The 26,215-nt window shown below is 61.8% G+C and carries 19 protein-coding genes and 2 pseudogenes; 5 read left to right on the forward strand and 16 right to left on the reverse strand.

Features of this window, described 5'->3' with window-relative positions; genetic code table 11:
- Window positions 1–32: 32 nt before the first annotated feature.
- The 9 genes from ACXYMN_RS03335 to ACXYMN_RS03375 all read right to left on the reverse strand — a co-directional run bounded on the left by ACXYMN_RS03335 (window position 33) and on the right by ACXYMN_RS03375 (window position 9,017).
- The gene (locus ACXYMN_RS03335) at window positions 33–647 is read right to left on the reverse strand and encodes a hypothetical protein (protein ID WP_459012008.1); all 615 of its coding nucleotides are present in this window, start codon (window positions 645–647) and stop codon (window positions 33–35) included.
- A gap of 94 nt (window positions 648–741) precedes the next feature.
- The gene (locus tag ACXYMN_RS03340) at window positions 742–2,421 is read right to left on the reverse strand and encodes a bifunctional protein tyrosine phosphatase family protein/NAD(P)/FAD-dependent oxidoreductase (RefSeq protein ID WP_459012009.1); all 1,680 of its coding nucleotides are present in this window, start codon (window positions 2,419–2,421) and stop codon (window positions 742–744) included.
- 10 nt (window positions 2,422–2,431) lie between these two features.
- Window positions 2,432–2,866, reverse strand: a complete 435-nt coding sequence (locus ACXYMN_RS03345; protein ID WP_459012011.1) for an EF-hand domain-containing protein — start codon at window positions 2,864–2,866, stop codon at window positions 2,432–2,434.
- 12 nt (window positions 2,867–2,878) lie between these two features.
- Window positions 2,879–3,763, reverse strand: coding sequence for an MBL fold metallo-hydrolase (locus ACXYMN_RS03350; RefSeq protein WP_459012012.1), 885 nt, complete (start codon window positions 3,761–3,763; stop codon window positions 2,879–2,881).
- 87 nt (window positions 3,764–3,850) lie between these two features.
- On the reverse strand, window positions 3,851–4,030 hold the full coding sequence (locus ACXYMN_RS03355) for a YgaP family membrane protein (protein ID WP_459012013.1): 180 nt from the start codon (window positions 4,028–4,030) through the stop codon (window positions 3,851–3,853).
- Window positions 4,030–5,697, reverse strand: a complete 1,668-nt coding sequence (locus ACXYMN_RS03360; protein WP_459012014.1) for an ABC transporter ATP-binding protein/permease — start codon at window positions 5,695–5,697, stop codon at window positions 4,030–4,032. Before ACXYMN_RS03360 ends, ACXYMN_RS03355 begins: the two co-directional genes overlap by 1 nt.
- A gap of 27 nt (window positions 5,698–5,724) precedes the next feature.
- Entirely contained in the window at window positions 5,725–6,420 is a 696-nt protein-coding gene (locus ACXYMN_RS03365) for a Crp/Fnr family transcriptional regulator (protein WP_459012015.1), read from the reverse strand.
- 53 nt (window positions 6,421–6,473) lie between these two features.
- On the reverse strand, window positions 6,474–7,688 hold the full coding sequence (locus ACXYMN_RS03370) for a TsoY family (seleno)protein (protein WP_459012016.1): 1,215 nt from the start codon (window positions 7,686–7,688) through the stop codon (window positions 6,474–6,476).
- 438 nt (window positions 7,689–8,126) lie between these two features.
- Entirely contained in the window at window positions 8,127–9,017 is an 891-nt protein-coding gene (locus ACXYMN_RS03375) for a LysR substrate-binding domain-containing protein (RefSeq protein ID WP_459012017.1), read from the reverse strand.
- A 116-nt stretch (window positions 9,018–9,133) separates the two neighbouring features.
- Here ACXYMN_RS03375 and ACXYMN_RS03380 point away from each other — a divergent pair, with 116 nt between their 5' ends.
- Entirely contained in the window at window positions 9,134–9,838 is a 705-nt protein-coding gene (locus ACXYMN_RS03380; protein WP_459012018.1) for an SDR family oxidoreductase, read from the forward strand.
- Complete coding sequence (locus ACXYMN_RS03385) at window positions 9,828–10,076, forward strand: DUF6552 family protein (RefSeq protein WP_459012019.1); 249 nt, start codon at window positions 9,828–9,830, stop codon at window positions 10,074–10,076. Before ACXYMN_RS03380 ends, ACXYMN_RS03385 begins: the two co-directional genes overlap by 11 nt.
- 247 nt (window positions 10,077–10,323) lie before the next feature.
- On the opposite strand, the gene ACXYMN_RS03390 is transcribed toward ACXYMN_RS03385, so the two are convergent.
- Window positions 10,324–11,490, reverse strand: a complete 1,167-nt coding sequence (locus ACXYMN_RS03390) for a CARDB domain-containing protein (protein ID WP_459012020.1) — start codon at window positions 11,488–11,490, stop codon at window positions 10,324–10,326.
- A complete protein-coding gene (locus tag ACXYMN_RS03395; protein ID WP_459012021.1) occupies window positions 11,487–13,532 on the reverse strand; it encodes a hypothetical protein in 2,046 nt (681 codons plus the stop codon). The genes ACXYMN_RS03390 and ACXYMN_RS03395 overlap by 4 nt, the downstream gene beginning before the upstream one ends.
- Window positions 13,533–13,813: 281 nt before the next feature.
- Between ACXYMN_RS03395 and ACXYMN_RS03400 the strand changes: the two are divergent.
- Window positions 13,814–13,976 (forward strand): annotated as a pseudogene (locus ACXYMN_RS03400) (integrase); the annotation flags it as partial.
- 1,257 nt (window positions 13,977–15,233) lie between these two features.
- Here ACXYMN_RS03400 and ACXYMN_RS03405 read toward each other — a convergent pair.
- Together ACXYMN_RS03405 and ACXYMN_RS03410 are read right to left on the reverse strand one after the other, a co-directional pair.
- Entirely contained in the window at window positions 15,234–16,322 is a 1,089-nt protein-coding gene (locus ACXYMN_RS03405; protein ID WP_459012022.1) for an NAD(P)/FAD-dependent oxidoreductase, read from the reverse strand.
- Between the two features lie 36 nt (window positions 16,323–16,358).
- Complete coding sequence (locus tag ACXYMN_RS03410; protein WP_459012023.1) at window positions 16,359–17,252, reverse strand: pirin family protein; 894 nt, start codon at window positions 17,250–17,252, stop codon at window positions 16,359–16,361.
- Window positions 17,253–17,355: 103 nt separating this feature from the next.
- Here ACXYMN_RS03410 and ACXYMN_RS03415 point away from each other — a divergent pair, with 103 nt between their 5' ends.
- Window positions 17,356–18,249 (forward strand): LysR family transcriptional regulator, encoded by an 894-nt coding sequence (locus tag ACXYMN_RS03415; protein WP_459012025.1) that lies wholly within the window; start codon window positions 17,356–17,358, stop codon window positions 18,247–18,249.
- Between the two features lie 422 nt (window positions 18,250–18,671).
- On the opposite strand, the pseudogene ACXYMN_RS03420 reads toward ACXYMN_RS03415, so the two are convergent.
- Window positions 18,672–19,441: pseudogene (locus ACXYMN_RS03420) on the reverse strand (IS3 family transposase); the annotation flags it as partial.
- Window positions 19,442–19,615: 174 nt separating this feature from the next.
- Between ACXYMN_RS03420 and ACXYMN_RS03425 the strand changes: the two are divergent.
- Window positions 19,616–21,880, forward strand: a complete 2,265-nt coding sequence (locus ACXYMN_RS03425; protein ID WP_459012026.1) for a RyR domain-containing protein — start codon at window positions 19,616–19,618, stop codon at window positions 21,878–21,880.
- Here the strand turns inward: ACXYMN_RS03425 and ACXYMN_RS03430 are convergent.
- Both ACXYMN_RS03430 and ACXYMN_RS03435 read right to left on the reverse strand, forming a co-directional pair.
- Window positions 21,844–23,874, reverse strand: a complete 2,031-nt coding sequence (locus ACXYMN_RS03430) for a toll/interleukin-1 receptor domain-containing protein (protein WP_459012027.1) — start codon at window positions 23,872–23,874, stop codon at window positions 21,844–21,846. The two genes, ACXYMN_RS03425 and ACXYMN_RS03430, sit on opposite strands and share 37 nt — an antisense overlap.
- A complete protein-coding gene (locus ACXYMN_RS03435; RefSeq protein WP_459012028.1) occupies window positions 23,871–26,108 on the reverse strand; it encodes a hypothetical protein in 2,238 nt (745 codons plus the stop codon). Before ACXYMN_RS03435 ends, ACXYMN_RS03430 begins: the two co-directional genes overlap by 4 nt.
- Window positions 26,109–26,215 lie beyond the last annotated feature (107 nt).

Consider the following 26,215-nt stretch of genomic DNA (forward strand, 5'->3'; position numbering starts at 1 on the left):
ACCATCTAAAATATTGAAAATTAGATATTTTATCAATTTCTTGCATCAGCGTGCATCAGCCGCCTGCTTTCAGATCTTAGATCTACGCTCGTAAACGGCTGAATGAAAGGCCGCCACTCCTCATCAAGCACAGCCGCGACCTCGAGGACCGGCCCCAGTTTCCGGCGCTTGCAGAGATCAGTGGTTGGACTCCCTGTTTCGAAAAGCTGCCTTCTGGTTCGCGATGAGTTTTTGAAATGCCCCATGACCGCACTGATTGCTGCACCACTTACGCGCTTATCGAGCCAGTCGGCATAGGTTCGCCGGATCGAATACCAGTTCACATTTCCCTGTTCCGTCGGCTCAAGAAGCTTCCGCGCAACCTGCTCGGGCGTTCTGTTCGACTGCGCCCGCGACACCAGTCTTTGAATAATTTGAGTGAAACTTCGTGAGCCATGCGCGATTGGCCTATCCTTCTCACGAATAAGCAGTTCGCTTCCATACATGGCGATCAGCTTTCCGAGAATGCGCTGGCGCAAATGAGGCGTAGATGCCGGCCTGCGGGGGCAGACCCGCAAGAAGCGCACAACGTGGTTCGAGAACGCATTGCGGTCGTACCAGCGGCCCCAATCTAGGATAGGGAGATAACGACTTAGCTGGGGTGTCATTCTGCAATCCAATGAAAAACGACGGACGAAACGCGCGCGCTCCGTCCGTCAGTTATCGCGCATCGTGGAAGGCGATGAGCAATTCGCGTGAGATCTACTCGGCGGCGGCCTTCAGCTTTTCAGGCTTGGCCATCCATTCCTTGCCCTTGAGCATCGCCTTCCAATAGATCGGCGGCAGAACAGTTTCCTTCAGGAACCACGCCGCGCGCGAGGGCTTGGTGCCATCCAGAAGGAAGCTGGGGAACGATGGCCGCAGGGCGCCGCCATATCCGAACTCCGCCAGAACGATCTTGCCGCGCTCGACGGTGAGCGGACAGGAGCCGTAGCCGTCATATTGCGCCACGGCGGAGCGTCCGGCGATATCGGCCACGATATTGGCGGCCACGGTCGGCGCCTGCTTGCGCGCGGCCGCAGCCGTCTTTGCGTTGGGCGCGTTCATCACATCGCCGAGCGACCAGATATTCTCATATTCCTTGTGGCGCAGCGTGGCCTGATCCACGTCGACCCACCCTGCCGCATCCGCCAATGGCGAGACACGAATGAAATCCGGCGCGGTCTGGGGCGGGCAAACATGGAGCATATCGAAATCGACGGTGACTTCGGTGGGCTCGGTCTCGGGCCTTGCGACCTTGAAGGTCGCCGTCTTGCCCGGCCCGTCGACCGCGACGAGGTTGTGAAAGAAGTTCAGCGTCGCGTCGTATTTCTCGACGTATTTCTCAAGCGCCGGGACGTAATCCTTCACCCCGAAGAGAACCCCGCCCGCATTCATGAACTGGATATCGATATCCTTCAGAACGCCGCGGCGATGCCAAGTATCGCCCGACAGATACATGGCCTTCTGCGGTGCGCCTGCGCATTTGATCGGCATGGGCGGCTGGGTGAAGATCGCCCGCCCCTCCTTCATCTGCTGCACCAGCTGCCAGGTGTAGGGAGCGAGATCATAGCGGTAATTCGAGGTGACGCCGTTGCGACCCAGCGTGTCCTCCAGCCCCTCGACCTTGGCCCAGTCGAGCTTCAGGCCCGGACAGACTACCAACCGGTCGTATTTCACGACGCGGCAGCCATCGAGGATCACCGCATTGTTCTTCGGCTCGAAAGCCGCGACAGCCGACTTGATCCAATGTACGCCTTTCGGAATAAGGCTGCCCATCGTCTTGGCGGTCGTCTGCGCGTCGAAGACCCCTCCGCCGACCATGGTCCAGCCTGGCTGATAATAGTGGATATCCGCCGGGTCGATCACCGCGACATTCAGACCGGGCTTGCGCGCCTTGAGGCTGGCCGCAGCCGAAATGCCGCCCGCACCCGCCCCCACGATCACCACCTCGAAATGCGCATCGCCCGTATCGGTTGGCGTCTTGCCGCCATTGGCGATGCGGCGCGCCACGCCGTTCATGTCATAGCCTGCCGCCTGCGTCGCGGCGAGGATCTCGGAGATCGGGCGTTTCCTGGATTCGTGGAAGGACCAAAGCGTGGCCGACCGCGTTCCCGTCCGGCAATAGGCCAGGACCGGACGCTGAAGGTCTTTCATCGCCGCGCCGAAATCCGCGACATCCGCATCGCTCACCATGCCCGTTTGCACCGGGACATAGCGTGCCGTGATCCCGGCGGCCGTGGCGGCGGCCTCGATCTCCTCGAACGAGGGCTGATCGGCCCCCTCTCCGTCCGGCCGGTTGCAGATGATCGCGCGGAAGCCTTGCGCGGCGATGGCCGGAATATCTTCCGGTGTGATCTGCGGGCTGACGGTGACCTTCGGTGATATCGTCTTCAGTTCCATGTTCTTCCCCTTATCCACGCCAGAAATCCAATGAGGTGACTTGCCCGTTGCCGTAGCGATCGAACATCGCCAGCCAGCCGCTTGCCCGAGCGAGGTATTCCGCGCGCAAGACCTCTCCATTGCCGTCGATGTCATTGAAGGCGAGTGTCATGCTTTCGGAGGCGCGGCGCATGGCCAGACCGGCACCCTTGGCACCCATCTGTTCCATGTCGTTCGCACCTGCCGCGTCGAAATAGACATAATTGGCAGCATCGAGCGCGCCGCTATCGTCGGCATCGAAGGTCAGGAAGACATTCGCGCACCGCGTCTTTGCATCTATAAGGTCGACCACCCCGTCGCCGTCGATATCCCAGTCTTCGACGAAATGCGCGCCGGGTCGGGTCTCCTGGCTCCAGGCCGGGGAAACGGCGAGGGTGAGCGCCATCACGAGTGCGGAAAGTCTCATCCTGTCGTCCTTTCACAGGCCATTTATGGGCACTTTGAGCATCGGGTTCCCGTCGGCATCCGTCGGAACCGCGCCCGCACGCATGTTCACTTGCAGGGACGGAATGATGAGCTTCGGCATGCCAAGCGTTGCATCCCGCTCGGTGCGGAAGCGGACGAAATCCTCCTTCGTCTTGCCGCCGCCCACATGGATGTTGTGCGCCTTCTCGTCGCCCACCGTGGTCTCCCACTGAATATCGCGTCCGTTCGGCCCGTAATCGTGGCACATGAAGAGACGCATCGCGTCGGGCAGCGCCAGCACCTTCCGGATGCTGTCGAACAGCACGGCGGCATCCCCACCGGGGAAATCCGCCCGGGCCGAACCGCCATCCGGCATGAACAGCGTATCGCCCACAAAGGCCGCGTCGCCCATGACATGAACCATGCAGGCCGGCGTATGGCCGGGCGTATACATGGCAAAGGCCTGCATGTTGCCGATCCGGTAGGTATCGCCATCCTCGAACAATCGGTCGAATTGGCTGCCGTCGCGCTGAAACTCGGTGCCTTCATTGAAGACCTTACCGAATGTGTCTTGCACGACCATGATCTTCGAGCCGATGCCGATCTTGCCGCCCAGCTCCTGCTGGATGTAGGGCGCGGCCGATAGGTGGTCGGCATGGACATGCGTCTCGATGATCCATTCGAGCTTGAGGCCCTGCGCCTTTATCTGGCGGATCAGTTCGTCCGCGTGGTCATAGGTGATCCGGCCCGCAGCGTAATCGATATCCATCACGCTATCGACGATGGCGCATGCGGACGAGGACGGATCCTTGACGATATAGCTGATCGTGTTCGTGGCCTCGTCAAAGAAGGCCTGAACGTCGGGTTTGACGTCCATGTTGACGGGATAGGCGGTCATGTTCGTATTTCCTCGAGGGGGGCGTTTTGACGGGACGGATGCGGTGCCCCGATCATCCTTGAGCGGACAATCGGGAAGCCCCGTGCCTCAGCAATCGCGGCAGGTTTTCAGGCCGACGATGCTATAAAGCGGGCAATTGCCGATGAATGCGGTCAGCGCGAAAACCGCCGCCGCGATCAGCGCGCCCCAGAACAATGCGGCCCCCCGCGCCACGGCCCGGGGATCGGCCCGCACAAAGAGCATCGCGATGCGAAGGACGGCCCTCATCATGCCACCGCGATGCGGGCGTCCAACGCCGTCGAAAGGACTGGATCATGGGTGGCCACGAGGATCGTACGCCCCTCGGATTGCAGGCGTCGCAGAGATGCCACGATCCGGTGCGCCGTATCGGGATCGAGATCGGCTGTCGGCTCATCTGCAAGGATCAGGTCGGCACCGGCCAGGATCGCACGCGTCAAAAGAAGCCTGCGCGCCTCGCCGCCCGACACGCCGCCTCCGGTTTCCCCGAGCCGTGTCTCAAGGCCATCCGGCAGTCGGCGCACGATATCGGCCGCATCGGCAAGCTCCAGCGCGGGCATCGGGTCCGCGCCGGTCCCCTTGGTATCCAGCCAAGTGCGCAACGTCTCGTCGGGGAAGTGCGCACGCTGCGGCATCATGGCGATCCGCGCCCGCCACGCATCCGCATTGTCCGCGCTCAATCGCCTTCCGCACACCCTGATTTCGCCTGTCGCCAGCGGCACAAGGCCCGCCAGCGCGGCCAAGACCGTGGTCTTGCCCACGCCGCTCAACCCCGTCAGGGCGAGGCTGTCTCCGGTCCGCAGGATAAAATCGGGCAGCCGCACCTCGCGCCCCGCAACGTTTGCCACAGCGCCCGATATCTGCACTTCGAGCGTACCGTCGAGCGGCTCCGCGCCCTCGCCGGGGCCCACAAGGCCCGTGCGCGGGGCGACGTCCAGCGCGTCCAAATCGGCCACCACGGCAAACCCTGCCGCGCGGTCGTGCCAGGCGGCGGCAAGGTCGCGGAGCGGTTGGAAAAACTCGGGCGCGATCAGCAGAAGGAACGGGCCTTCCCCGAGGGTTAGCTCGCTGCCCCAATATCCGAACCCGATCTCGCCCAGAAGCGTGAACCCCACGAAAACCGCGACCATCGCCACCCCGAGCGCCGAGAACAGCTCAAGCACTGTGGATGACAGGAACGCGATCCGCAGCACCGCCATCGTCCGCTCGCGCAAGACATCGGCACGCGTGGCGAAGTCGGCGGCAACCCGCTCCGTCGCGCCGAGCAGGCGGATATCCAGCATCGCCGCCAGCCGGTCGAGGGCCATGTCGTTCATAGTCGCGATCTCGTCCATCTGCCGCCGCGAGGCATCCTCTGCCGCCATGCCGACCAGCGCCATGAAGACCGGAATGAGCGGCCCGGCGATCAGAAGCGTGAGACCTGCGACCCAGGATTGCGAAAAGGCGAGGATCAGCAGAACCACCGGAAGGACCGAGGCGCGTTTCATCGCGACGTGGTACCGGGTGATCCACGGCTGCAGGAGCGGAAGTTTCTGCACCGCCAGCGATGCGATCTGGGCGGAGCCTGCGGCGGCTGGGAACCTGGCCTCGCGTGCCAGAAGCAATGCGCGTTCCCGGGCGATCACGCGATCCGCAACGTCGAATAGGAGCGCGCCGGAGCGATGCTCCAGCAGAGCGCGCAATACCGCACAGAGGAAGAACAGAGCGGCGGCGATCCACGCGACCTCAAAGGGCGTCGCACCCGCGGCCCAGCCTGATACGGCCCAGGCCAGAACGGCGGCCTGGATCGGCCAGAGCATACCCGCCAGCACCGACAACAGCCCGGCTTTGCCAAGGTCGCGGGCGACAGGGGCGATGATGCGCGTTTTGGCGCGATCTTTCGATGCGCGTGCCGCGTAGCTGTCCGAATAGGTCATGCCGGATCTTTCCTCTGCCTGCCGCGCTCAGACCGGTAGGCGCCTGGTCGATTGCGGCCAGAAGGCGCGGACCGCACCGCGACCCCGCGACAGACGTCTCAGGGCGGCAGGTGCATCGAGGCGAATGCGCCCACGCTCCTGCAAGATCCAGCCTTTCGCCGCGAAATCCTGCAACCTGCGGGTTACCACCTCCCGCGCGGTCAGAAGATCGCGGGCAATGTCGCCATGCGTGGCCAGAACCAATCCCTCGCTGGCATGGCCCGGCAGCCAATCCGCGAGCAATCGCTCGGCGCCGATCGTGTTCCGGGACGATAGGCGCGCAAAGAAGGTCGGTAGGCGGGCGGCATGGGTGGCAAACAGCGCTTTTTGAAAGCCGGGATCGCTATGCGCCAAACGCACAAGCTCAGCGGGCGGCAAAGCGATCCACACGCAGGGCGTCGTGCATGTCGCCGGAACCCGGATATCGCACCCGCCGAGGATCGCCGCCGTCACCGGCATGCAATCCTGACCCGCCGCCGCACGGTATTCGGCCCAGGGTACCTGTCGCTCCACCGTGCGGAAATGAACCTTTAGCTTGCCCTCCGTGACGAAGACGAAGGCCTGTGGCATTCCATGGCAACGAAAGGCCGTCTGTCCCGGCTCCATACGGGCCTCAACGCCGCCTGCGTCCCGCAACGCCTGCGCCAGTGCGGCTCCGGCTGTCGATCGGGCATGTTGCGTCATTCCGGCATCCACTTTCTGGGCGTTGCGGGGGACTGCCTCTCGCGCGGTCTGGATCACTCCGCCGCGACGGCCTGAGCGTTTCCGCGCGGCGTGAAGTGGCGGTGGTTGAGGTAGAGAACGAGCGCGATCATCGCCACCTGCGCCGCGACGGCGAGCATCGAGAGCGCCCAATAGGCGGCACCGAAATGGGCGATCAGACCCGCGCCGACAAGGCCTTTGTTAATCCAGAAATGCAGCATCACGCTCAGCGCCACGCCCGGACAGACCAGCGCATAGGCACCCGCCGAATTGCCCGCACCCCGCAGGTAGGCATCCGCGTATTTCTGGCGCCGCAGCACCAGCAATCCAAGCGCGAGAAAGACGAGTTGGATGGCAAGGATCGAGGTCGTGAGGATCAGCGTGTCCGCCCGCGCCCCATGAGCATCGAAGGTCGTATGCAGCCCGTGCTCCTGCCGCATGGTCATGATGCCGAGCACCGTCAGGATCGGCACCACAACCATCAGGGTCGGCGCGCTTTCCCGGGCGGTGCCGTGGTGGAGCATTGAATTGAACGCGGTAATTGCTGCGACCAGACCGTAAAGCGCCGCGATCGCGCCTACCATGACCGATAGGATCAATGAGATGCCGACGATCAGGGGATTGCCGCTCATCGCAGCCGGCGCGGACAGGCCGACCGCGATCATCGACAAGGCAAACGCTGGCAAGAGCTGCGCGAAGGAATTGTTCGCGGTGACATCGAAGACGCCGCCCTCGCTCAGCACCCGCCCGAGAAAACCACCGATCCTGCGAAAGGCGAGATAGGAGATCAGTGCAAATGCGATCAGCGCCAGCGGAAACAGGTATTCTATAAGGGTCCAAAGTCTGGGGACGAAAACCAGCCCGAGGATGAACCCGACATTGACGCTCATCGCGAGAGCTAAGGGCATCGCCAGAAACTGCGTCTCACCGTTCGACCGGATTAGACTGTCATAGGCGTCGGTCTTCCGAAATTCGAACAGCCGGGCCAGATTCCAGACCAGCAGCTTGATGTTGAGAAAGGCGAACCCCGAAATACCGGTTACAGCAGCGGTTATCGCCATTTTCAACGGCCAGGCGCCCTGCGTGAAAGCGGACAGGATGTCCTCAAAAATCGGGACGGGCTGGCCGGGATGCGGCACCCAGAACATCAGGAACATGAAGAAGGTCACGGCCAGCCCGCCTGCGCCGAGCGAGGCGAGGAAATAGAGCGGCGACCAGGTATCGGCGGGTCTTCGATCTGAAGGTGTCATGGTGGTGCTCCTTGAGTGACGAGCAACCCATGCCATGAGGCTTGTGTGAAAGACGGTGACTTGGTCACCGAGTCAAATCGAAATGCTTGACGCTCACCGACATCAATTGTGACGCTGCGCAGCGAATGTCGGCTGTTCGCCCTGAGGTGGTCTCGGGAAATCGGACAGGTAGGCCCGCAGGCAGACGTCTTCGTACTTGATGGTTCGCCAAAGGCGCTCGACGAAGACGTTGTCGCGCCAGGAGCCTTTCCCATCCGTGCTGACCTCGATTTCGCTGCCGGACCGTCACGAACGGCCCGAACCTGCCATTGCCAATGCCGTCAAGCGCTGCGATGCAGCTTCACCAGACCGGACTTTCGCTGCGACCGCATGATGCAAGTGCCCTTATGGCGAAGGACGCGGGACGCAGCGGCTTAATTAGCGAAGGACCGGGGCCAGCTATTCGCTGCCTTCGCCCGTCATACCGAGCAACCAGTCCCGCACGCGCAATGAGGCGTCAGAGGCTCCCTGTCGTGGCGTCAAGAGATAGAAGTCCTGTCCACCGTCAAGGGCGGCGTTGAGTGGTTGCACAAGGCGACCTGCTTTCAGGTCGCGCTGAACGAGGTAGCGACTTGCAAGGGCGACTCCCTGTCCGGCCAGAGCCGCGTCGAGGCTCAACGTCGTCTGGTTGAAGCGGAGCCCGCGCGATTGCCCTGCGTCGCGCCTGAACGCCGTGTCGAGGAACTTCGGCCAGAGATCGTGGGTGTCGTGCAGCAGGGTCATGCGAGACAGCGCTGCCGCATCGAGTGGGACATCCTGTTGGGCGACGAGATTGGGCGAGCAGACCGCGATGACCTCCTGAGGGAACAGAAGGTCGGCGCACAGGCTCGCCCCGAAGGGCGGCCGCCCCTGCCGCACCGCGAGGTCGATCCCGTCGGCATGAAAGCTGGAGACGCGCTCGGTGGCGGTGATGCGGAGATCGATTTCGGGATGGGCGACGGTGAACTCCGCAAGCCGCGGGATGAGCCATTTCGACGCGAAGGTCGGGGTCACGCTGATTGTCACCCGCGATGGTGCGGACCGGAGCGCCGCGGTTGCGTCGAAGAGCTGGGAAAAAGCGCGCGAGACCGCCGCGTGGTAGGCGCGCCCCTCCTCGGTAAATGCCAGGCCGCGCGGCTCCCTCAGGAACAAGCGGAGACCGAGATGCTCCTCGAGACCGCGCACCTGCTGGGCGACCGCGCCTTGAGTTACGCCCAGATCCTCGGCCGCCGCGCGGAAGGTCAGATGTCTGCCAGCGGCAGTGAATGCCCGAAGGCCATTCAGAGGGGGAAGGTCAAGTTCGTCTTGCACGATAGATTTCCTACACTCACGCAACAGCCCATCTGGCTGGTCGGAGCAACGTAAAGCCCTTAATTAAAGGATAACAGGAGAAATCGGCACCTTTTGGCCAGCAAGGAGTTTAGGATATGACAGCAGAAAAAGTGGCACTGATCACGGCAGGTGGCAGCGGTATCGGAGCTGGTGCCGCGAAACGCCTGGCCGCCGATGGTTTTAGAATCGGCATCCTTTCTTCCTCCGGAAAGGGGGAAGCACTGGCCCAGGATCTCGGCGGCTACGGTCTCACCGGATCGAACCAGTCGGCCGAGGATCTCGCACGGCTCGTCGACGGTGCAGTGGATCGCTGGGGACGCGTCGACGTTTTGGTGAACTCGGCCGGGCATGGACCCAAAGGTGACATCCTCGCACTCACGGACGAGGACTGGCACGCTGGACTCGACGTCTACCTTTTGAACGTGATCCGCCCCACCCGCCTCGTCACGCCGATCATGGCGGCCCAAGGCGGCGGCACGATCATCAACATCTCGACCTTCGCGGCCTTCGAGCCCGACCCGCTCTTTCCCACCTCGGGCATCTTCCGGGCCGGACTCGCCGGCTTCGCCAAGCTCTACGCGGACAAGTATGCCGCGCAGAACATCCGCATGAACAACGTCCTTCCGGGCTTCATCGACAGCCTTCCGGAGACGGAAGAGCGCCGGTCGCGCATCCCGATGGGCCGCTACGGCAAGGAAGACGAGGTCTCCTCGCTGATCGGCTGGCTCGCTTCCGAGGGGGCCGGCTATGTCACCGGACAGAACTGGCGGATCGACGGAGGGCTGACCCGTGGCGTCTGAGGCAACCAACATCATCGAGCGCGGTCAGTCCGCTTTCGTCGTGAAGTGGGTGGCCTCGATCATCCAGATCCTCGGCTATGCCGGAACCGGGTTCGGTTGGACGCCCTGGAATCTCTACCTGTTCCTCGCCGGCGTTCTCGGCTGGCTGATCGTCGGCGTGCTATGGAACGACAAGGCGATCATTCTGATCCACCTCATCGCCCTCGGCTCCATGCTTGTCGGTTTGGCCAGCCAGTAACGTGATCGGGCTCCGAGCCGCTTTGCGGCGACGCGGAAAGACCCGTGCCAGATGTGCCAAAGCCGCCTCAGGGACGGCCCCATGCCGACCTTGGAGAGGCCACGCCGCAGCGCAGCTTCACCAGACCAGCCATTCGTGCTTCGTACAGCAATTTCGGTTGTCGAACGGCCGCTGTGCGGACGAAATGGACGTCCCTAGCCGGTTCACTCAGTTTCGAACAAGCTAGGGCGTTACGGATGCTATTGCGTCAAGCAACTATCAAGAGTGCCGTGTAGCCGCCGGTGCGCAGACCGCCAAGGTATTCGGCAATGTCAAAAGCATAGACACTTCCGGCGATGTCAGTCTTAGGCATGACCGCTTGAAAGTGCAGGTCACGCTGTTCGAACGCCTTTAGCGTGGTTTCGATGGTGATCACCGGCTCACCCGGCTCCTTGGCTGGCTCCTGCCCATCTTTCACCCGCATCAGCCGGGCAAAAGTTTCAGCGTCATGGCGAAGAAACGTTGCCTCTTCCGCCAGTTTCGCGTTGACCGGGAGCGACAGCCGACCTGGGCGGAATTCCTTGGCGCCTCTGATCTGCATGGCCCGGGCTTGGGCCAGGGCCAACTCTCCCGGCAGCGCCCGCACCACGATCCGCGTTTCCTGCGGGAAGCGGCTGATGTTGAGGACCTTCAACAATAGCTGCGTTTCAGAGCCGGGCGGCAGCAACGCGACATTGGTGTTGCGTTGGGCCGAATGGCGATCGTTTATCGGGTCCAGCACCGGCTCGTAGGGCGGGGTATTGGGGTCGATCCCCGGCGCCCAGGCTTTCACCAGCAGGCATTGGTGGGCGATCTTTTCCGGAAACCACTCGACGGGGCATTGTACCATCACGGCGCTGTCCTGCCCTGGTCCGGCGGGAGACGGGATGTAAACGCCAGTCGCCGTTGCTGCCGCCGGGTCACCGCCGATGGGCGTGATGTTGGCATCGGTGATCGCGAGGGAGGGGTCAGCCCAATAGAAGCGCACATTGACATTCAGTGCATCCATCAACCCGGCATTGTGGACCCGGGCAAAGATCTGGTTTGCCTTGCCCTCCTCGGGCTGGTTGATCCCCAGCGTACTGGTCACCCAGATATCGGGTGACAGCCAGAACGGACTGCCCGGCACGTTTGGATCCTCATGGTTGAGGAACAGGTAGGGCGTATAGACAGGATGATCGTCATCGCCCTTGCCGTGGATGCGGTAATCCGGAAGCGGAAAGGGCCAGGGCGTATAGGGTTCGGGTGGCACCTTGCCGTCCCACTTTTCCCAGTCCTTGGAGTCGGGTTCCTTGCGGTCCCGCTCCTTGAGATCTTCCGTTTCGCTCTTGCGGCCCGAATAGAGGCCGGGCTTTCCATTGTCTTTGCCAAAGCGGTCATCGTCGCGGCGTTTCATTCCGGAACCTCCTGAACGGGCTGCGTGGCGTCGGCAGGGGCGGTTCCCAGCTGTGGTCGCCAGGTCTTCCAGCCATAGCCGCGGTCGCCATCGAGATTGTAGCTCGGCAGGCCCTGCGCTGCGCCGCGGATGATATCCAAGGCGTTTTCCAGCGCGCCGCCGAAATTCTGGTCGCGCGTCGGGAAGAGGCCGAGATCGGTCATCATGCCGCCATTGGCAAGCCCCGCGCCATCGATGATGGCATCCGCATAGTTCTGCTGTTCGAAAAGCGAGCGGGTCGCAGGCAGTTCCGGATCATCGGTTGGGTCGCGCAGATAGCCCGCATCGGGCGGCACGGCCGGTTGGCCGTTCTGCGGCGGCAGGCCCTGCATGCGGAATGGATAGCGTCCTTCGCGGCTGCGGGTCAGTGCCACGCCATCCTGATCGGCAACCGGCTGCCAGGGATCGTTGGGACCGGCGGGCGCGGTGCCCAGGCGGATGGGCTGCGGATAGCCCAGCCCGCCCGTCACCAGCGCATCCTGCAACGCGATCAGCGCCTGCTGCAGCTGCATGCGCATCCAGTAGATGTTGGTGCGCAGTTCCTCCCATTCCGGCCCGCCGGGCGCGACCAGTAAAGTGATGATGGCCACGATTGCAGCAACCGCTGCCGCGGCTGCAAGAATGAGGCTTGCGAAAACGACGGCCAGCACCGCGAGAATTGCGGCGATGATCGCCGTTATCGTGGCCGCGACGGACCCGCCGCTCGAGCCACCGCCGCCGGGGCTGGGATTGGGTGGGGTCGTTCCCGAGCCACCGGAGCCATACCAGTCCGGCGGGGTCTCCGATCCCGGCGGGGGAGGGCCGAGCGGTTTGAAGCAAAGCGGCGACTCTCCGGTCATGAAATGCAGCACGGACAGCAGGCCGACATAGGCTTCGCGCAGCGCCCTTTCGTCGCTGATTGCGACCGGCGGGGCCTGGAATTGTCCAAGCCCGCCATAAACGTTGGCAACCGTGTTCTTAAGGAGTGCGGACACCTTGTCGAACCGAGGGGTCGCAGGCATGGCATCGTTGATCACAGCGTCGACAGCATCCGCGCCGGTGACGCCGTCGATGTCGACCATCGTGTCGAGCATGGCACCACAGAGGCTTGTCCAGTCTGCATAGGCCGGTGTTGGCGTGTCGCCAGCCATGGTCGCAGGGGTTTGGTAGCGGCCATGAGTCCACGCGTCGACATGGTTGCGGACATACTTGTTGCGCCACCAATGGGTCCGGTAGGGACCGCCGGTTATGGAATTGCAGAACGGTTCGCCAATGGCCGCGCCGCCGACATGGGTCATGTAGCCGTAGGCGTAGGCGCGCAGCTGATCGTCGCCCGTGCCATCCGCCTGTTTGAGGAGCTCCGCGGCGAAGTCACCGGTCGCTTTCCAGCGCATGTATTCCCAGCCGCGCCATGTCGCCGCCGGCAGCGACGGCGTCGCCTGAATCGGGGGACGCCCGCCAATCGCGCCCAGAGCCCCGGCCGAGTAGGTCTTGGTGATCGCGTCGGTCAGCCCCTGCAGGTTCTGAAACTTTGCCTGCAGCCCCTGGGCGTCAGATTCCAGTGCCTTCAACGCGTCCACATCTTCATTCTCGGCCGCGGTGGCGAGATCTTCCAGCGTTTGCTGGATCTCCGTGATCTCCTTGTAAAACGGCAGGATCTGCCGATAGGCGACGGCATAGGCCGCCATCTCGGGGTTGGGAAAGATCGCTTGGATCAGTGCCTGTTGATCGGCCTGGGGCAGTGTGTTCAGATCTGCCGTCTCGATCTTGTCGACAGCGTCTTTCGCGACTGGGCGATAGCGCAGCATCTCGGTGCCAACCGCACCCAGTGCTGCGAATTCGTGATTGTCCTTCATAATCTGGGCGATGGCCTGATCGGCGGCCGATCCGCCGGCAAGCGCATCGATAGACAGATCGAGCAATGACAAATGGAATGGTGCTCCGGGCATCGGTAGTCTCCTCCTTGAAACAATAAAATGGCGAAGAAAAACGCGGTAACAATGGATCATGGATACCTTGCTCATGGTGAGTCGGTCCATCGCCTAGTGGGAGAAGCACTCTCTGAGCGAAGAACCGCCGGATTCCATCCCGGCTGAGCGCCGAAGGCTGGTCGAGAAAAATCCACCAAGACGATGTGCATCTGGTGTTGCCACGGTTGAGTGGCTGCATTGAGCTCGAAGCGGTCATGCGGCGGTGCGGCAGGCTCGGCCCGCCGTGGTCGCCCCGCAGTGTAGCGGATTTGCTGTGTTCAGCCTTCGGCATGGTGCCGAAGATGTGGCGGGAGCGGTGGATCCGAGGAACCATCATGCCGACTACAATCCTGCCAGCCGTCCGCGCCTGCTGTCCCGCCTGGAACAAGGGCCTCATCGTCGGCCAGAAGCGTCCGCTCGAACCGAAGCACGTCTGGGCGATCCGGGTTCGGCTTGAACTGGCCGAGACGCGACTTGGCGCTCTTCAACCGCGCCATCATGGGCCCCTCTTGCGGCGAATGCTCGCAAGGGGGGCGAGCCTGGACCTACAAAAGCCAGTTTGCTTCCGCTTTGGGGATACTTTCCGAGAAGGACATTTCGTGGATGATGTTGCCGGTTGCGACCTCGCCCCCCCCCTGCGAGTGGCACCGTCACCCTGATGTCGCCGCCAAGACGGATATAGCCTGGCCGTGCGGTTTCGTCATCCGGTTGCTGGTCGGAATTGAGCGCGTCGCTCAAGAGGTGATTGCCCGAAATCTCGATACGGATCATGTCGCCGTTGTAGGGCGCTTCGATCAGGAAGCCGTCAGGCCAGCCGTTGCCGGACTGCGGGCCGACATGGATTTCACCGACGAAACTGTCTTCGAACTCACCCGTACTCAGCGGGATTTCACTGTCTTTTGCCAACATGAACTTGCAGACGACCTTGTTGCCGTAATCCGCGTTGTGTTGAATATACGAGAAGTTCAGCGTGAAATCTCCGCATTCCGCACGGCCCCAGTGCCACGCCTTGAGAACGCCTTCGATACCGGCATTGCCCCAATTGTGGTCGTGATAGCCGTGACCATCCTCGATAGCGATGGTTTCGCCCGCGATCCGAATGGTGCCGTTCACAACTGCGCGCGGTGCGGGCACGACATGCGCGTTAAACACCGTCAGCGCCTCGTCGAAATACATCGCACCGGATCCGGCACGCCAGGATTCAACGGTCGCGACATGCTCAAGGTCGACGACCACATCATCATGCTCGGCGTGAAGCTGCCAATTCGGATAGCGGCCTTTACACCAGTTGTTGCCCAGCTTTACGTCGCAATGCTCCTCGGACGCGATGAAGTCCACACCGGCGAACGGCACCTGGAAATCGCGGTTGGTGCCGTCGGGGAGTTCGACGTTCAACATCAACATCGGCGGTAGATCAGGGTTGTCCAACATGATCAACGGGCGGTCCATCAGGATCACCGCGGCCTTGAGGCCTGACTGGGTGAACAGATCAAAATACCACCACTCGTAATGGCGCGGGTTTCCGTCATTGTGATAGCCGTCGTCGCGGTCTGTCACGACTTCCTGGGCGGCCTGGTCGTACAGGCCCGGTGCCTCGTAGTTGCCAATGACGAGTTTGGCCGTCTGGGCACTGGCCGCAGACCGCAAGCCGGGCACAAGTAGGAACCCCGCTCCGAACGCGGTTGACGTCAGAAGGGATCTTCGGGAGATTTCCATAGTCTTTCCTTTTGGGCGTTTGGTTCAGTCGCGTTCTGGTCAGCTTTCAGGCCGGTTCAGCAGCTTTGCGTATTTCTTGAGAAACAGGTCCGCGCCCTTCATCTTGCTGGTCAGGAAGTCTCCAGCGGTGAAGAAACCAAGGAAGGAATTCCCCTGTTTGGGGCCAAGCGGCACAAGGATCGGCGCCTTGCTGCCCCATGGCTTGTAAGGCTTCATGTCCTCGACGGTTTTGCCCTGCCCCAATCCGGACAGCGTCGCCTTGAGCCAAGGCAGTTGGCGGCTTGTGGCGACAATGGTCATCCCGTCGCCTGCATCCGCGACATCGCCGGCCGCGAAAACATTGGGCAGCGAGGATGGGCGCATCCACGGGTCGACCTTGATCCGGTTTGCCGTCGTTTTCTGGACCCCGGCGAGCGTTTCAAGCACCTCGGAATTCGCGCGCGATCCGATAACCGGAAAGATCAGGTCGAAGTCGTGCTGTGACCCATCGGCGAGTTGCAGGGTTCCCGCATAAGGCTCGGTCAAGCTTTTCAGGTTCTCCGCCATCTGGCCAAGAATGAGCGTGACGCCAGCCTTGCGCAGTTTCGCAGCCAAAGAGGTGCCCAGCTTTGACGGCATCGTGGGGAACAACGCCTCGTCGCTTGAGATCAACGTTACCTTCTTGTCCGGCATGGCATAGGCGATTTCGCCCGCAAGCTCGGTGCCAACGGCACCAGCCCCGACAATGCCGATGCTCCGCGCCGCTTTGAGTTGCTGGTGAATGCGCTGGTTGTCCGCCTTGAGGCCCGCGATATCGGCGCCTTGAGGCTTGAAAGGCATGGCGTTGCCGGAACCGGTGGCAACAACGATTTGATCCGCCTCTACCCGAGTGCCGTCCTCCAACGTGACACCCTTCGCGTCTATGGCTTTTGCCTTGGACGCGATGACCCTGCCGTTCGTGAGCAGCCGATCATAGGGAATAAGAGCGCGATCCAACAGCGAAGGGTCGACAACCGCCCGGATCATGGCCGGCGCGTGGACGAAGTGACTGCGCGGCTCGATCAATGTGACTTCCGCGGTGTCGTCGAGAGACTTCGCGAGTTCGGCGCCTATGTAACCGCCGCCGACAATGGCAATTTTCTGTGACATGATTTCTAACCTTCTTGGGGGCCTTGCGGCGTTATTCTATGATTTGTAGGCAGCGTGATCGGCGGGATAGGTGATCTGTCCGAATTTCCCGGCGCGATACTCGCGGAACGCTTGCGCCAGCTCGCCGTCGCTGTTCATGACAAACGGGCCGCGCATGGCGATGGGGTCGGTGATCGCCTCACCGCCAAACAGCAGCAGATCGAGCGGTTCAACAGCCGGGTTGGTTATCTCCAACGTCCCACCCCGGGCGTCCAATCCGATGAGGGTATGAGCGTCGATCTTGGCATCACCGACCACGGCCCCATGCGTCGGCAGGAATCCCGCGACAGGCAGACCGGCCTGCAAGGCGATATCGACCGTCGCAAGCGGCTCGATCCTGACGTGCCAGATAAATTCGCCCGCATAGGTGGGGATGGGCGAGGATTGCCCATCATAACCGCCAAGCAAAACTTTGACCTCCCCACGCCCACCCGCGAGCATTACAACGGGCAGGTCCGGGGATGAGACGGGCATGTATTGCGCAGGCTCGATCTTGTTCGGCGCGGGCAGGTTGATCCAGAATTGAAAGGAATGCAGCACCCCGCCATCACGGCGCAGGGGCGTCGCGAGCATTTCGTCATGGATTATGCCGTTGCCCGCGTTCATCCATTGCACGCCTCCCGCCGTGACGGTGCTGTTGTTTCCCAGGCTGTCGAAATGGGTCATGGCGCCTTCCATGACATAGGTGAAGGTCACGATACCCCGATGGGGATGGGCGAAACTGCCATCGGGCTCGGGCAACTCACCGGCAGCGATTGCGCGCCTGGGCAGATGATCGAGAAGCAGGAACGGGCCGACCGCGTTCACAGCCCGGTTCGGAAGGGCACGTGCGATGGTAAATGTACCGACTCGATCGGGCTGTGCTGGTTCTTGGAACGAAACGTGTTTCATTGGATTCCTCCGGTTGTTGATCCGGTGATATGCGAAGCGGAACTTGATTGATATTTATACTTTTTTTGTATCTACATAAGTAATCCTTAACTTGTGATGCCTGATGAAACTCGATCAACTGAACGTCTTGCGCGCCGTCGTTGAAACCGGCTCGGTCAAAGCGGCCGCCGAACGCCTCAACCGGACACAGCCAGCGATCAGCCAGGCGTTGAAGGCCCTGGAATTCCAGACCGGAACCGAATTGTTTGACCGGTCGGGGTATCGGCTTGAACTCACACCCGTCGGCAAACGGGTCTATCTTCAATCCTTGCGCGTTTTGACGGAGGCGGAGGATCTGGGTCAGTTGATCCAGCATTTCGAGAAAGGGCAGGAAGAAACGATCACGATCGCGGTGGATGCCAGCACCAACCTCAACGCGCTGACCCCCGTCTTGTGCAAACTGCAAACGGACTTTCCCGAGACCCGCGTGGTCTTGCGCCCCGAGGTTCTGTCCGGCGCCATCGAGGCCGTAAAAACGGAAACCGCGGCAATCGCGATTTCACCGATGTCCTCGATCATGCTCGAGGAAGAGGGTTTCGACTACATCCCCCTCGGGACATCGACGTTGCGCAATGTTACGTCACCATCCCTTTGGGCTGAGATGGACAATCCCAGGCGGCTCTCGGACCTGCGGCGCTTCCATCAGGTCATCGCAAGCGACAGCGGGCAAGCAGGAGGGCTGTTCGACCGCGAAATCGGCGTCCAGAAAGGCCAGCGCCGCTGGTACGTCAGCGACCTGCACACAAAGAAGCACCTTCTGATCGCGGGCCTCGGCTGGGGCCGCCTGCCGGAACACATGATCGCGGAAGAGCTGAAGCAAGGGCGGCTGTGCGAGATAGACTTGCCACACACGCATCTTGCCTTCAACGTCACCATCTATGCGTTTCGCCAGTCCAAACCGATCGTCCGCACCGTAGCGGAATTGCTTTGGAGGGAATTTGAAGCCCATGCTGCGTAAGGCATGTGTATCGTGAAAGTCGGCTTTGATAGCCGATTTCCCGACGCGTTTCTGCTCCTGCCTCTTTATGAAAGTAGTGCTCTGGCTATCCCCGTGATGCCGACAAATGCATCATGGGAACCCCTGACAGTCGAATTGCAGCTTCGGCAAAATCCACACGCGATTTCGCAGTCGCAGCGAATGTCGGCAATCGACCTTTTCCACCCTTCGTGTCGGCAACAGCGATGTTTCCGTATGTGAATCAAACCTGGGAAAAAACGTTACTGTTTAGTGGCAAACGATACATTTTCTTCTCACGGCGTCCATGCAAGCACACGCTGCCGAGGATTTGTGCTATCGGGCGCGAGAAAGGAGGTTGAGCAGGTCCCTGATCCAAATACGCCATGGACCTGTCCCGCCTTCGTGCCGCCCCAAGTGCTCGTTTAAGCCACCTTTCGTTCGAACGCGACCGGGCTTTTCCAACCCAGTGCCGGGTGGCTGCGGCGAGGATTGTAGAAGCCGTTGATGTATTCGAAGATCGCCAATTCAGCGTGCCGCCTGGTTTCCCATGACCGTCGCCAGATCAGCTCCGCCTTGATGGTTTTGAAGAACGTCTCAACGGCAGCATTATCGTGGCAATTTCCTTTGCCGCTCATCCACTGCCCGGCAGTGCATGTTTACATGCACGAGAGGGAACACGCTGAACCCATGCTGGCGCAAGATTTTCTGGTAATCGTGAGAGCAGTATTGGCTGCCCCTGTCGGTATGATGAATGCAGCCTTTGGACGGTGCCCGGAAGGCGATGGCCATGTTTAACGCTCTGATCGCCAAGTCACGCTTCATTCGGTTGCTGACGGCCCAACCGATGACACGCCGGAATTGCAGGTCCAGGATCACAGCCAGATAGAGCCACCCCTCGCGGGTCCAGACATGGCTGATATCGCGTGCTCATTTCTGGTTTTGGTGATCCGCCGTGAAGTTCAGGTCCAGAAGATTTGGCGCGATATTGAACTTGTGATCGCTATCCGTGGTCACGTTATGTGTCCGAGTTCTGACAACAGACATGCCATTCTGGCTCATCAATCGGCCCACACGGCGGTGCCCCGCATCCAAGCCAAGCTCTTTCAACTCTGTTGGTCATCCGTGGCCTGCCGTCGCTGCCGAGGCAGAGACGTGACTGTTCTTTAATATGCGCCAGCGTCACCAGATCACTTGGCCCCATCGGGAATATCCCGCCAGCCGAGGCCGAAGAGAACTTCTATGCACAGCGCGACCGGCTCGATATGGTCGCGTGAAATGAAGCTATAGGGCACCGGTAAAACCGGGACGATTCAGTTGATGACGGTCCGCGATCAATGTAACGGTTGGCAAAAGCGGGCCGATCAGATTGAACCAGAAAGCCATTAGCGTTGCGATCCTGATCGGCTTTGGCCTGCTGGCCTTGCTGAGCGGCGTGGTGGGCTGGCACCTTGACGGTTTCCAACTTTCCGAGGCCGTCTACCGTGCCTTCATGGTCTTTCACGGTGCGGACCTTTATCTGACGCCCCCGAATATCTGGATATCGATTGCCCGATGGGTCGGGCTCGTCACTTTTGTCTCTGCCATCTTGGGTCTTCTGCTTGCCGTTTCCCTCGATGTCCTGCGGGACATGCGCATTCGCTTTCGCAGGGGTCACACCGTCGTCATCGGCGTTGACGACTTTGCGGTAAGTTACGCGCTGGCGATGTCGGGCAGCGCGCCGCGCATAACGATTACGGACACCGCCGCGCGTCTGTCGGCATACACAAATCGCGATGGCCGCAGCAGCATCCTGAAGGTGGCGGTCAATTTCCTGGACGATGACAAGATGTTCGCCGCCCTTGGATGGCGGCCCGAGCTTGTGGTGTTCGGCGACCCGAACCCGGCCCGGAACCTCGAACGCGCCACGAGGCTGCATGTGCGCAGACCGAGGGCACCGATTGTCGTCTGCTCGGACGACCACTCCTTGAATGCAGAAATGGGCCTCTGGTCGCCAAGCTTCAGCTCCGTTCCGGTCATCGGCAGTAACCTGTTTTCAGCGCGTGCCCTGATCACGGATGCCTCCCCCCTCGATCTTGCGCGCGCGCGCTGCCAGTCGCGGCCGCATGTTGCGATTGTCGGGGTCAATGATATGGCCCTGACACTGGTCGAGGAAATCGCGCTGCGCTGTCATGCGCCCGATCTGGACCCCGTGCGCGTCACGCTGTTCGACAAGGACCCGGATGCGGCCGCACGCAAGATCGACCTTGCCCGTCCCGGTCTGCGCCGGGCTGTGGATCTGGTCGGCCCGTTGCAGTTCGATGGCCTCGCCTGCGCCCTTGATACCAGTGACCGCGCGCGCATCACCGAGGCCGCCGAGGCGCTGCCACTGACCGCGCTGATGGTCTGCACCGGCAGTGAAGCCGGCAACATGGAGATCGCGCTGCGCCTGCGCCGCATGCAGTTGAATGGCCCGTCAGCCCTTTCGGCACCGATCCTCATCGAAGCGGTCAACGGGGCGACCGTCGCGCCCGAGCCGATCACCGATCTGACCTGCGGCCTTTATACCTTTGGCGGCAAGATGGTTCGTGCAAGCGATATAGCATTGGAGCATCTGCAACTATCCCTGGGCGAAAAGCTGCATGAGATCTGGAGCCGGGGCGCGACCGATGCTCTGCCATGGGCGCAACTCGACCAGGCCGGTATTCGGACCAACACCCGCGCGGCGCTGCAATTGATCGAGACGCTGAAGACACTCGGATTTACACCGCCATCCAGAAAAATGGTGGCACCTGTCGCCGTGATGCCCGCGCAGATCGACAAGTTTCTGGATGACATGCCTCTGCTCGAAGAACTCGCCCGGACGGAACACGAGAGGTGGGTGGCCGAGCGCTGTGCCGAAGGATGGATATATGCCCGCGACCGTTGTGATCGCAAGAAACACCACCCGCTTCTGGTATCCTGGGCCGCCCTCGACAATGCGGAGGCCGAGAAAGGCAAGGATCGGAACAATGTGACCGAACTTCTGCGCCACACCCGTGAGGCCGGGCGCTTCGCAGGTCCCGGGTCGCGGTGGCGTCGGCGTATTCGAGTCGGTGCTCTGGGTCCGCTCAGGATCGAAGCGGTCGATGCGGGGGAACTGCGCAAGGGCATTCAGGCGTTCCTGACAAGTCAGGGCTTGAGGGCGCAGGATTGCCATCTCGAGGTTGTTTCACCCAACGCGCCGGGCTTCGACCGGGTCGTGCCTGCGGTGCTGGCGCGTGTTTGGGAAAGGCTGGGCGGCACGTTGCCGGATCTGTTGCTTGTCGAGGCCAGCACATGCGCCGACATCGACCGTTTCGCCCGCGACCATGTCAACGCGTCCGTGGCGCAGGGCCAGACACTTGCGCTCGATCGGCGCCGATGGGGCCGCAGACGGCGCATCGGCTTGCCGGGGCATTGGCCAGGCTCCACCGACGTGACAACGTTCTTGCAAGTCGCCGAGGCCGGCACCGACCACGTCTTTGCGATAAGCGATCTCGTGATCGTGGCCCACGACGAAACGCACGGTGCAATGGTCAAGCGCGGGATTGCCCGCGACGGTGGCGCGACTGCCATCCTTCGCCTGATCAGCGCGACCTATTCGGCGGGCGCGCCCATCGCGGCAAAGTCATAAAGGCCGATGTCATAGGTGAACGGCCCGCGTCCGGAATTGGCAAATGAGGCTTGCACGCTGATTTCGGTGCCGCAATCAGCCCTGTTGACATAGCTCAGGCCAAGTGGCCGGGTGTGCCTGAGATCGATATGGCGGCACGCCTGATCGGTGCCCGTGCTCCAGTACATGTGCAGCGCATCGCTGAGACCTCCCGAGCCCCTCAATGGGTGCGGCCCGAACATCTCGATTGCGCGCGCCTCGACGGCCTCCAGTGTCGGGCCATTTTTTTCGAACCTCGCGCTGAAATAGATCGTGCCGACGGTATCCTCGCGGCCCGCCTGCACATGGCGCATCAGCGCGATAATTCGTCCTCGTTGTTCATCTTCCAGCCGGGTGATCTCGCCAAAACCGGACACACCGCCATAGCTGAGCATATCGGCGGGCGGTGACACCGAACGCTCGACCGCCTTGGGCAGCGCCGCGCGGGCAAGTGCCACGGCGTCGTCGAACGGCATCCCCAGAGAGATCCCGCCGATCTGGAGGCTTTTCTTGCTGCCTGGATCAGACGGCAACGCCTCGTCCAGCGGACTGCCCACGACGGATGGGCCGATAAGCCCGTTGGCGGGATCGCGCGAGATGCGGCAGTAATCGGCATCGGATTTCAGCGCGGGACCGCGTTCATCGATCAAGGCGAACCCCCCGTTGGCGTCGCGCTGGAACATCATTTCATGCGCAACGATCCGGTCATCAAGATAGGCCGTCGCGACGCATGCCCGAAGGAATTGGTCCACCTCGCGGGCGTAGGTGTATTCCGTTGCGAATTGCCCATCGGCACCTGCGCGCAGGATTTCGTTCGCCGGCCAGCTTTCGCCATCCGGGCCGGTTTCGATCACGAGCTCGACCGATCGCGGCAGGCGTCCGCCCCGATCATTGCGGCGCAGCTGAAATACCGTCTCATCCTGGTCCCACGACCCAAGCGGCTGTTTGATGCCGGTTAAAAGAGCGTAGGAATGGCGGGTTTCATACGCGGCGAGAGCCATCGCATCGCGCAATGCCGCGATTTCCTCGGCGCTTGGTGCGCTGCCGAACACGCTGTTGCAATCTTCCCCACGCTCCAGTTCGACGATCTCGCGCGCATTGTCGAAATCGACAAGTTCCGTCGAGGTCTTGCGCAATGCACGCAACTCCCCGTCGGCGGTGTGGAACAGGATACAGACCTCGACCGGCCCGGTCGCGGACAGGATGTTCATCCGCATATGGTATTCGTTATCTTCGCCTTCGACAGATGCGTTCTTCGGCGGAAAACTACCTGCGCCAACAAGGCGCCCGGCAGGTTCGCGCAGCTGTAGCCCGATCGGCTCAGTCTGGGCGAAGGGCGTATAGAGCACCGCAATCATCGACCTTACAGGTGCAAGCCCCGTCTCGCTGTTATCGAACCGGGACAGGCTTGCGAAGGTGTCGGGGTAATCGTCTGCGAATACCGCTTCGTCCTGCAACGCGGCGTCGATACGCGACTGGTAAACCAGCACCCCGACGAGAGCGGCCGAAACCGCCACAATAAGTGCGCCGAATGCGCCCCAGAAACGCCTGCGGTCACGCGCGGCCCCCTTGTGGGAAAGTTCGCTGCCTGTTCGGACCGCCTCGGCCAATTCGTCATATCGTGCCTCGACATCGCCCGAAAACAGGTCGACCCACCGGCCTTCGTTGATGAAATAGGAAAATTCCTGTGCCAGCGCGAGTTCCAGCAGCCGCACAGGATAAAAGCTGTGACCGAGGTCGTTGGCGATCTCGATTTCCCGGCGGACATGGCGCGAGCGCATGGCATCCACCGAAAGCACCAGCACCGTTGCATCGCAGCTTTTCATGCCCTCGACCAGCCGGTCGGCATAGTCCTGACCGAACGCGATCTGCTCGGGCGCGAGCCACACCTCGATGCCGCGGGCCTCAAGACCCCGGGCCAGACGCTGCACGGTTTCAAAGTCGCGCGAGGCGTGAGAAATGAAGACGCGCGTCACCAGGGTAGCCTCTGTCGCGATGTGGACCAGATCGTATATTGCACCTGCGAACCCCGCTGATCATATTTTGCGCCCGCCTGCGTGATGCAGTGCCCGAGGTCGGATCGCAGCATCTCGCCTGGTTTGGGGCGCGGCGATCCATATCTGTCGCAGCTTGCAGGTTCGGCGGGCCACAGCCATAGCCCCGCGCTATCGACGCTTTTTCCGGTGCCATAGCCGAACAGGTCGATCCCCTTGCCAAAGGTGGCCTTAATCCGGTCGCCCCATGCCTGCACATCGAGCGTTCGGTGGCGGACGCCCCATTCCGTTTGCAGGGGGGTGTAGACGTATGCCACCGTTTCGACCGATGCGTCGGTGCGGATCAGAATGACAAATCGCGCTGTGCCGTCACCCGCGCGCAGCCAGCGTATCGACCCGGGTGCCACATCCTGCACGATCACCGGCAGCGGCTGATTGCGCCGAGATCGCGAAAGGCGGGCGATGCCTTTGGCCGACACGTCCGAGACCGTGCCACCCAGCAGGATGCCTGCGGCCTCGACGGCCTCCTGCCAGTCTTGCCCCGGATAAATTCCGCCGATCTGGACGATGTCGCCCGCTCGCAGGGCGGTGCCGTCCGGCAACATCATGGCGACCGGGTCCGGACGGCTGTAGGCGTCGATGAAAAAAGGCCGCCCCGTGGGGTTGAAGCGACCGCAGGGCACATCCGCCGAGACCAGTTCCGGCCCGCCTTCCTCGATCGTTTCATAGCTGCCGGCGTCGGACTTGCCTGCGATCAGATACGTGATGATGTGGTCGGACGGCTGTGCCAAAGGTGTTTGAACACAGATCAGAATTAGCGGAGGCGCAAAATTTTGCAAATCGTCGATGCCGCGACTTGCTGCCAGATGTGCATGGGGCCGCCACTCGGAATCTTCGGTTGCCATTCGGCCGAACACCGATATCCGCGAGCCGGGGATCGGATCCGCCCCGGCCCCGCCCCCACGCGAGCGGATGATGACGCGCAGACCGCCCTCGGCATTTGATTCCAAGGCGCGCGGCAGGCTGTATCCAGTCGTTCCGTAGACGGCCAACAAGCGTTCATGGCGTGCAACCGCGACAAGCGGCGCGTCGTCGATCGCTCCGTCCATCAGAGCGTCGCAGCCCGAGTCCTGATCTGCGACGCGGCCGGCTTCTACCAGATCGACGCGAATGCCGTCATCGGCGGCATGCAGGTCGTAAAGCGCGTATTGCGCACGCTGCAGGTTCGGCCCGATCTCACGCGCGTAGATCAGGCACAGCCGGTCGCCGTCCGGCTGGTTCAACATGTGAAAACCCGCCTGGCCCGGATCACGCACCCGACCGGCATGTTGGGCGACCTTCTGCCAATCGAATCCCTGCGCCTGCGCCGGTCGGTATACAGCCGCGCGCATGGCTGGCGATGCGAGCGCGAAGGCGTGAAAGTAAAGCGTGAGCCGCCGCTCGGCGATATAGGGGTTGGAACCTTGCAGGTCATATCCCACGACCAGTTCGCCCGGCGGCTGAAGCAACTTTGCCGCGCGCGCATCGGCCTGTGCTTCGGCCAGTCGTGCGACGCGCGCACCGTTCCACATCAAGGCCCCGCCGGCCAACACCGCAAGCGCGGCCACCACGGCCAGGGCCTGTGTCCAGCGGGTTCGCCGCGCCCGGAGGCGGCTGGGCCGCTGCGCAGGATTTAGCGCTTTGCCGCCCTGGATCGTCCGCGCAAGAAAGTCGAGGTCCTCGCCCCCCATGCCCGGCTCGATGTCCAGCCATTGCGACCACTTGAGGAAGAACCCAAGGTTCGATGTCAGCGGCGCCGCGTCGACCCGCACGGTATACAGGTCAAGGCCGGCATGATCCGCCGCGCCAACCCACCGCGCCATGTCCGCCGAATCGAACGACGCCGCCGACAAGACCACCAGGCCGGCAGCAACGCCTTCGAACGGGATCGCATTCGCAATTTCAGTCACATTGACGGGGTGTGCCGCAACGCCGCGTGCCGTCAAAGCAGCCGCAAGCTCATGCGCAAGTTCGGAATCACCGGGAACGAAAAAAACAAAACTCGTCATGGGATCAAGGTCGGGGGATTTGATCTTCGGGTCAATCGTCGTTGATGCGAGAAAGGACCGAGGCCATGTGTCCTCTTTCCCCAGGCGCACTTGTCCCTTGGCCTCTAACAGGCTGCTGAAAAAGGCCGGTCTCGACGCGGTTTCGAGACCATGAACCACCTTCGGCACGGCAGTGGCGGTCAGGGTTACGATGCGCGGGACGGACGAAGCGAGCGGATCTCTGTTCAGCTATCGGTGAAGATTGTCCCGAAACCAGGTGACACCCGCCTTACACA

The sequence above is a fragment of the Roseivivax sp. CAU 1753 genome (assembly GCF_054482575.1).

What these genes read in the sequence shown, in the direction of transcription:
- ACXYMN_RS03405 (WP_459012022.1), bottom strand. Translation starts at nt 16,322, where the DNA reads ATGTCACAGAAAATTGCCATTGTCGGCGGCGGTTACATAGGCGCCGAA.
- ACXYMN_RS03370 (WP_459012016.1), bottom strand. Translation starts at nt 7,688, where the DNA reads ATGACACCTTCAGATCGAAGACCCGCCGATACCTGGTCGCCGCTCTAT.
- ACXYMN_RS03355 (WP_459012013.1), bottom strand. Translation starts at nt 4,030, where the DNA reads ATGAGGGCCGTCCTTCGCATCGCGATGCTCTTTGTGCGGGCCGATCCC.
- ACXYMN_RS03380 (WP_459012018.1), top strand. Translation starts at nt 9,134, where the DNA reads ATGACAGCAGAAAAAGTGGCACTGATCACGGCAGGTGGCAGCGGTATC.
- ACXYMN_RS03360 (WP_459012014.1), bottom strand. Translation starts at nt 5,697, where the DNA reads ATGACCTATTCGGACAGCTACGCGGCACGCGCATCGAAAGATCGCGCC.
- ACXYMN_RS03340 (WP_459012009.1), bottom strand. Translation starts at nt 2,421, where the DNA reads ATGGAACTGAAGACGATATCACCGAAGGTCACCGTCAGCCCGCAGATC.
- ACXYMN_RS03350 (WP_459012012.1), bottom strand. Translation starts at nt 3,763, where the DNA reads ATGACCGCCTATCCCGTCAACATGGACGTCAAACCCGACGTTCAGGCC.
- ACXYMN_RS03335 (WP_459012008.1), bottom strand. Translation starts at nt 647, where the DNA reads ATGACACCCCAGCTAAGTCGTTATCTCCCTATCCTAGATTGGGGCCGC.
- ACXYMN_RS03365 (WP_459012015.1), bottom strand. Translation starts at nt 6,420, where the DNA reads ATGACGCAACATGCCCGATCGACAGCCGGAGCCGCACTGGCGCAGGCG.
- ACXYMN_RS03395 (WP_459012021.1), bottom strand. Translation starts at nt 13,532, where the DNA reads ATGAGCAAGGTATCCATGATCCATTGTTACCGCGTTTTTCTTCGCCAT.
- ACXYMN_RS03415 (WP_459012025.1), top strand. Translation starts at nt 17,356, where the DNA reads ATGAAACTCGATCAACTGAACGTCTTGCGCGCCGTCGTTGAAACCGGC.
- ACXYMN_RS03345 (WP_459012011.1), bottom strand. Translation starts at nt 2,866, where the DNA reads ATGAGACTTTCCGCACTCGTGATGGCGCTCACCCTCGCCGTTTCCCCG.
- ACXYMN_RS03410 (WP_459012023.1), bottom strand. Translation starts at nt 17,252, where the DNA reads ATGAAACACGTTTCGTTCCAAGAACCAGCACAGCCCGATCGAGTCGGT.
- ACXYMN_RS03390 (WP_459012020.1), bottom strand. Translation starts at nt 11,490, where the DNA reads ATGAAACGCCGCGACGATGACCGCTTTGGCAAAGACAATGGAAAGCCC.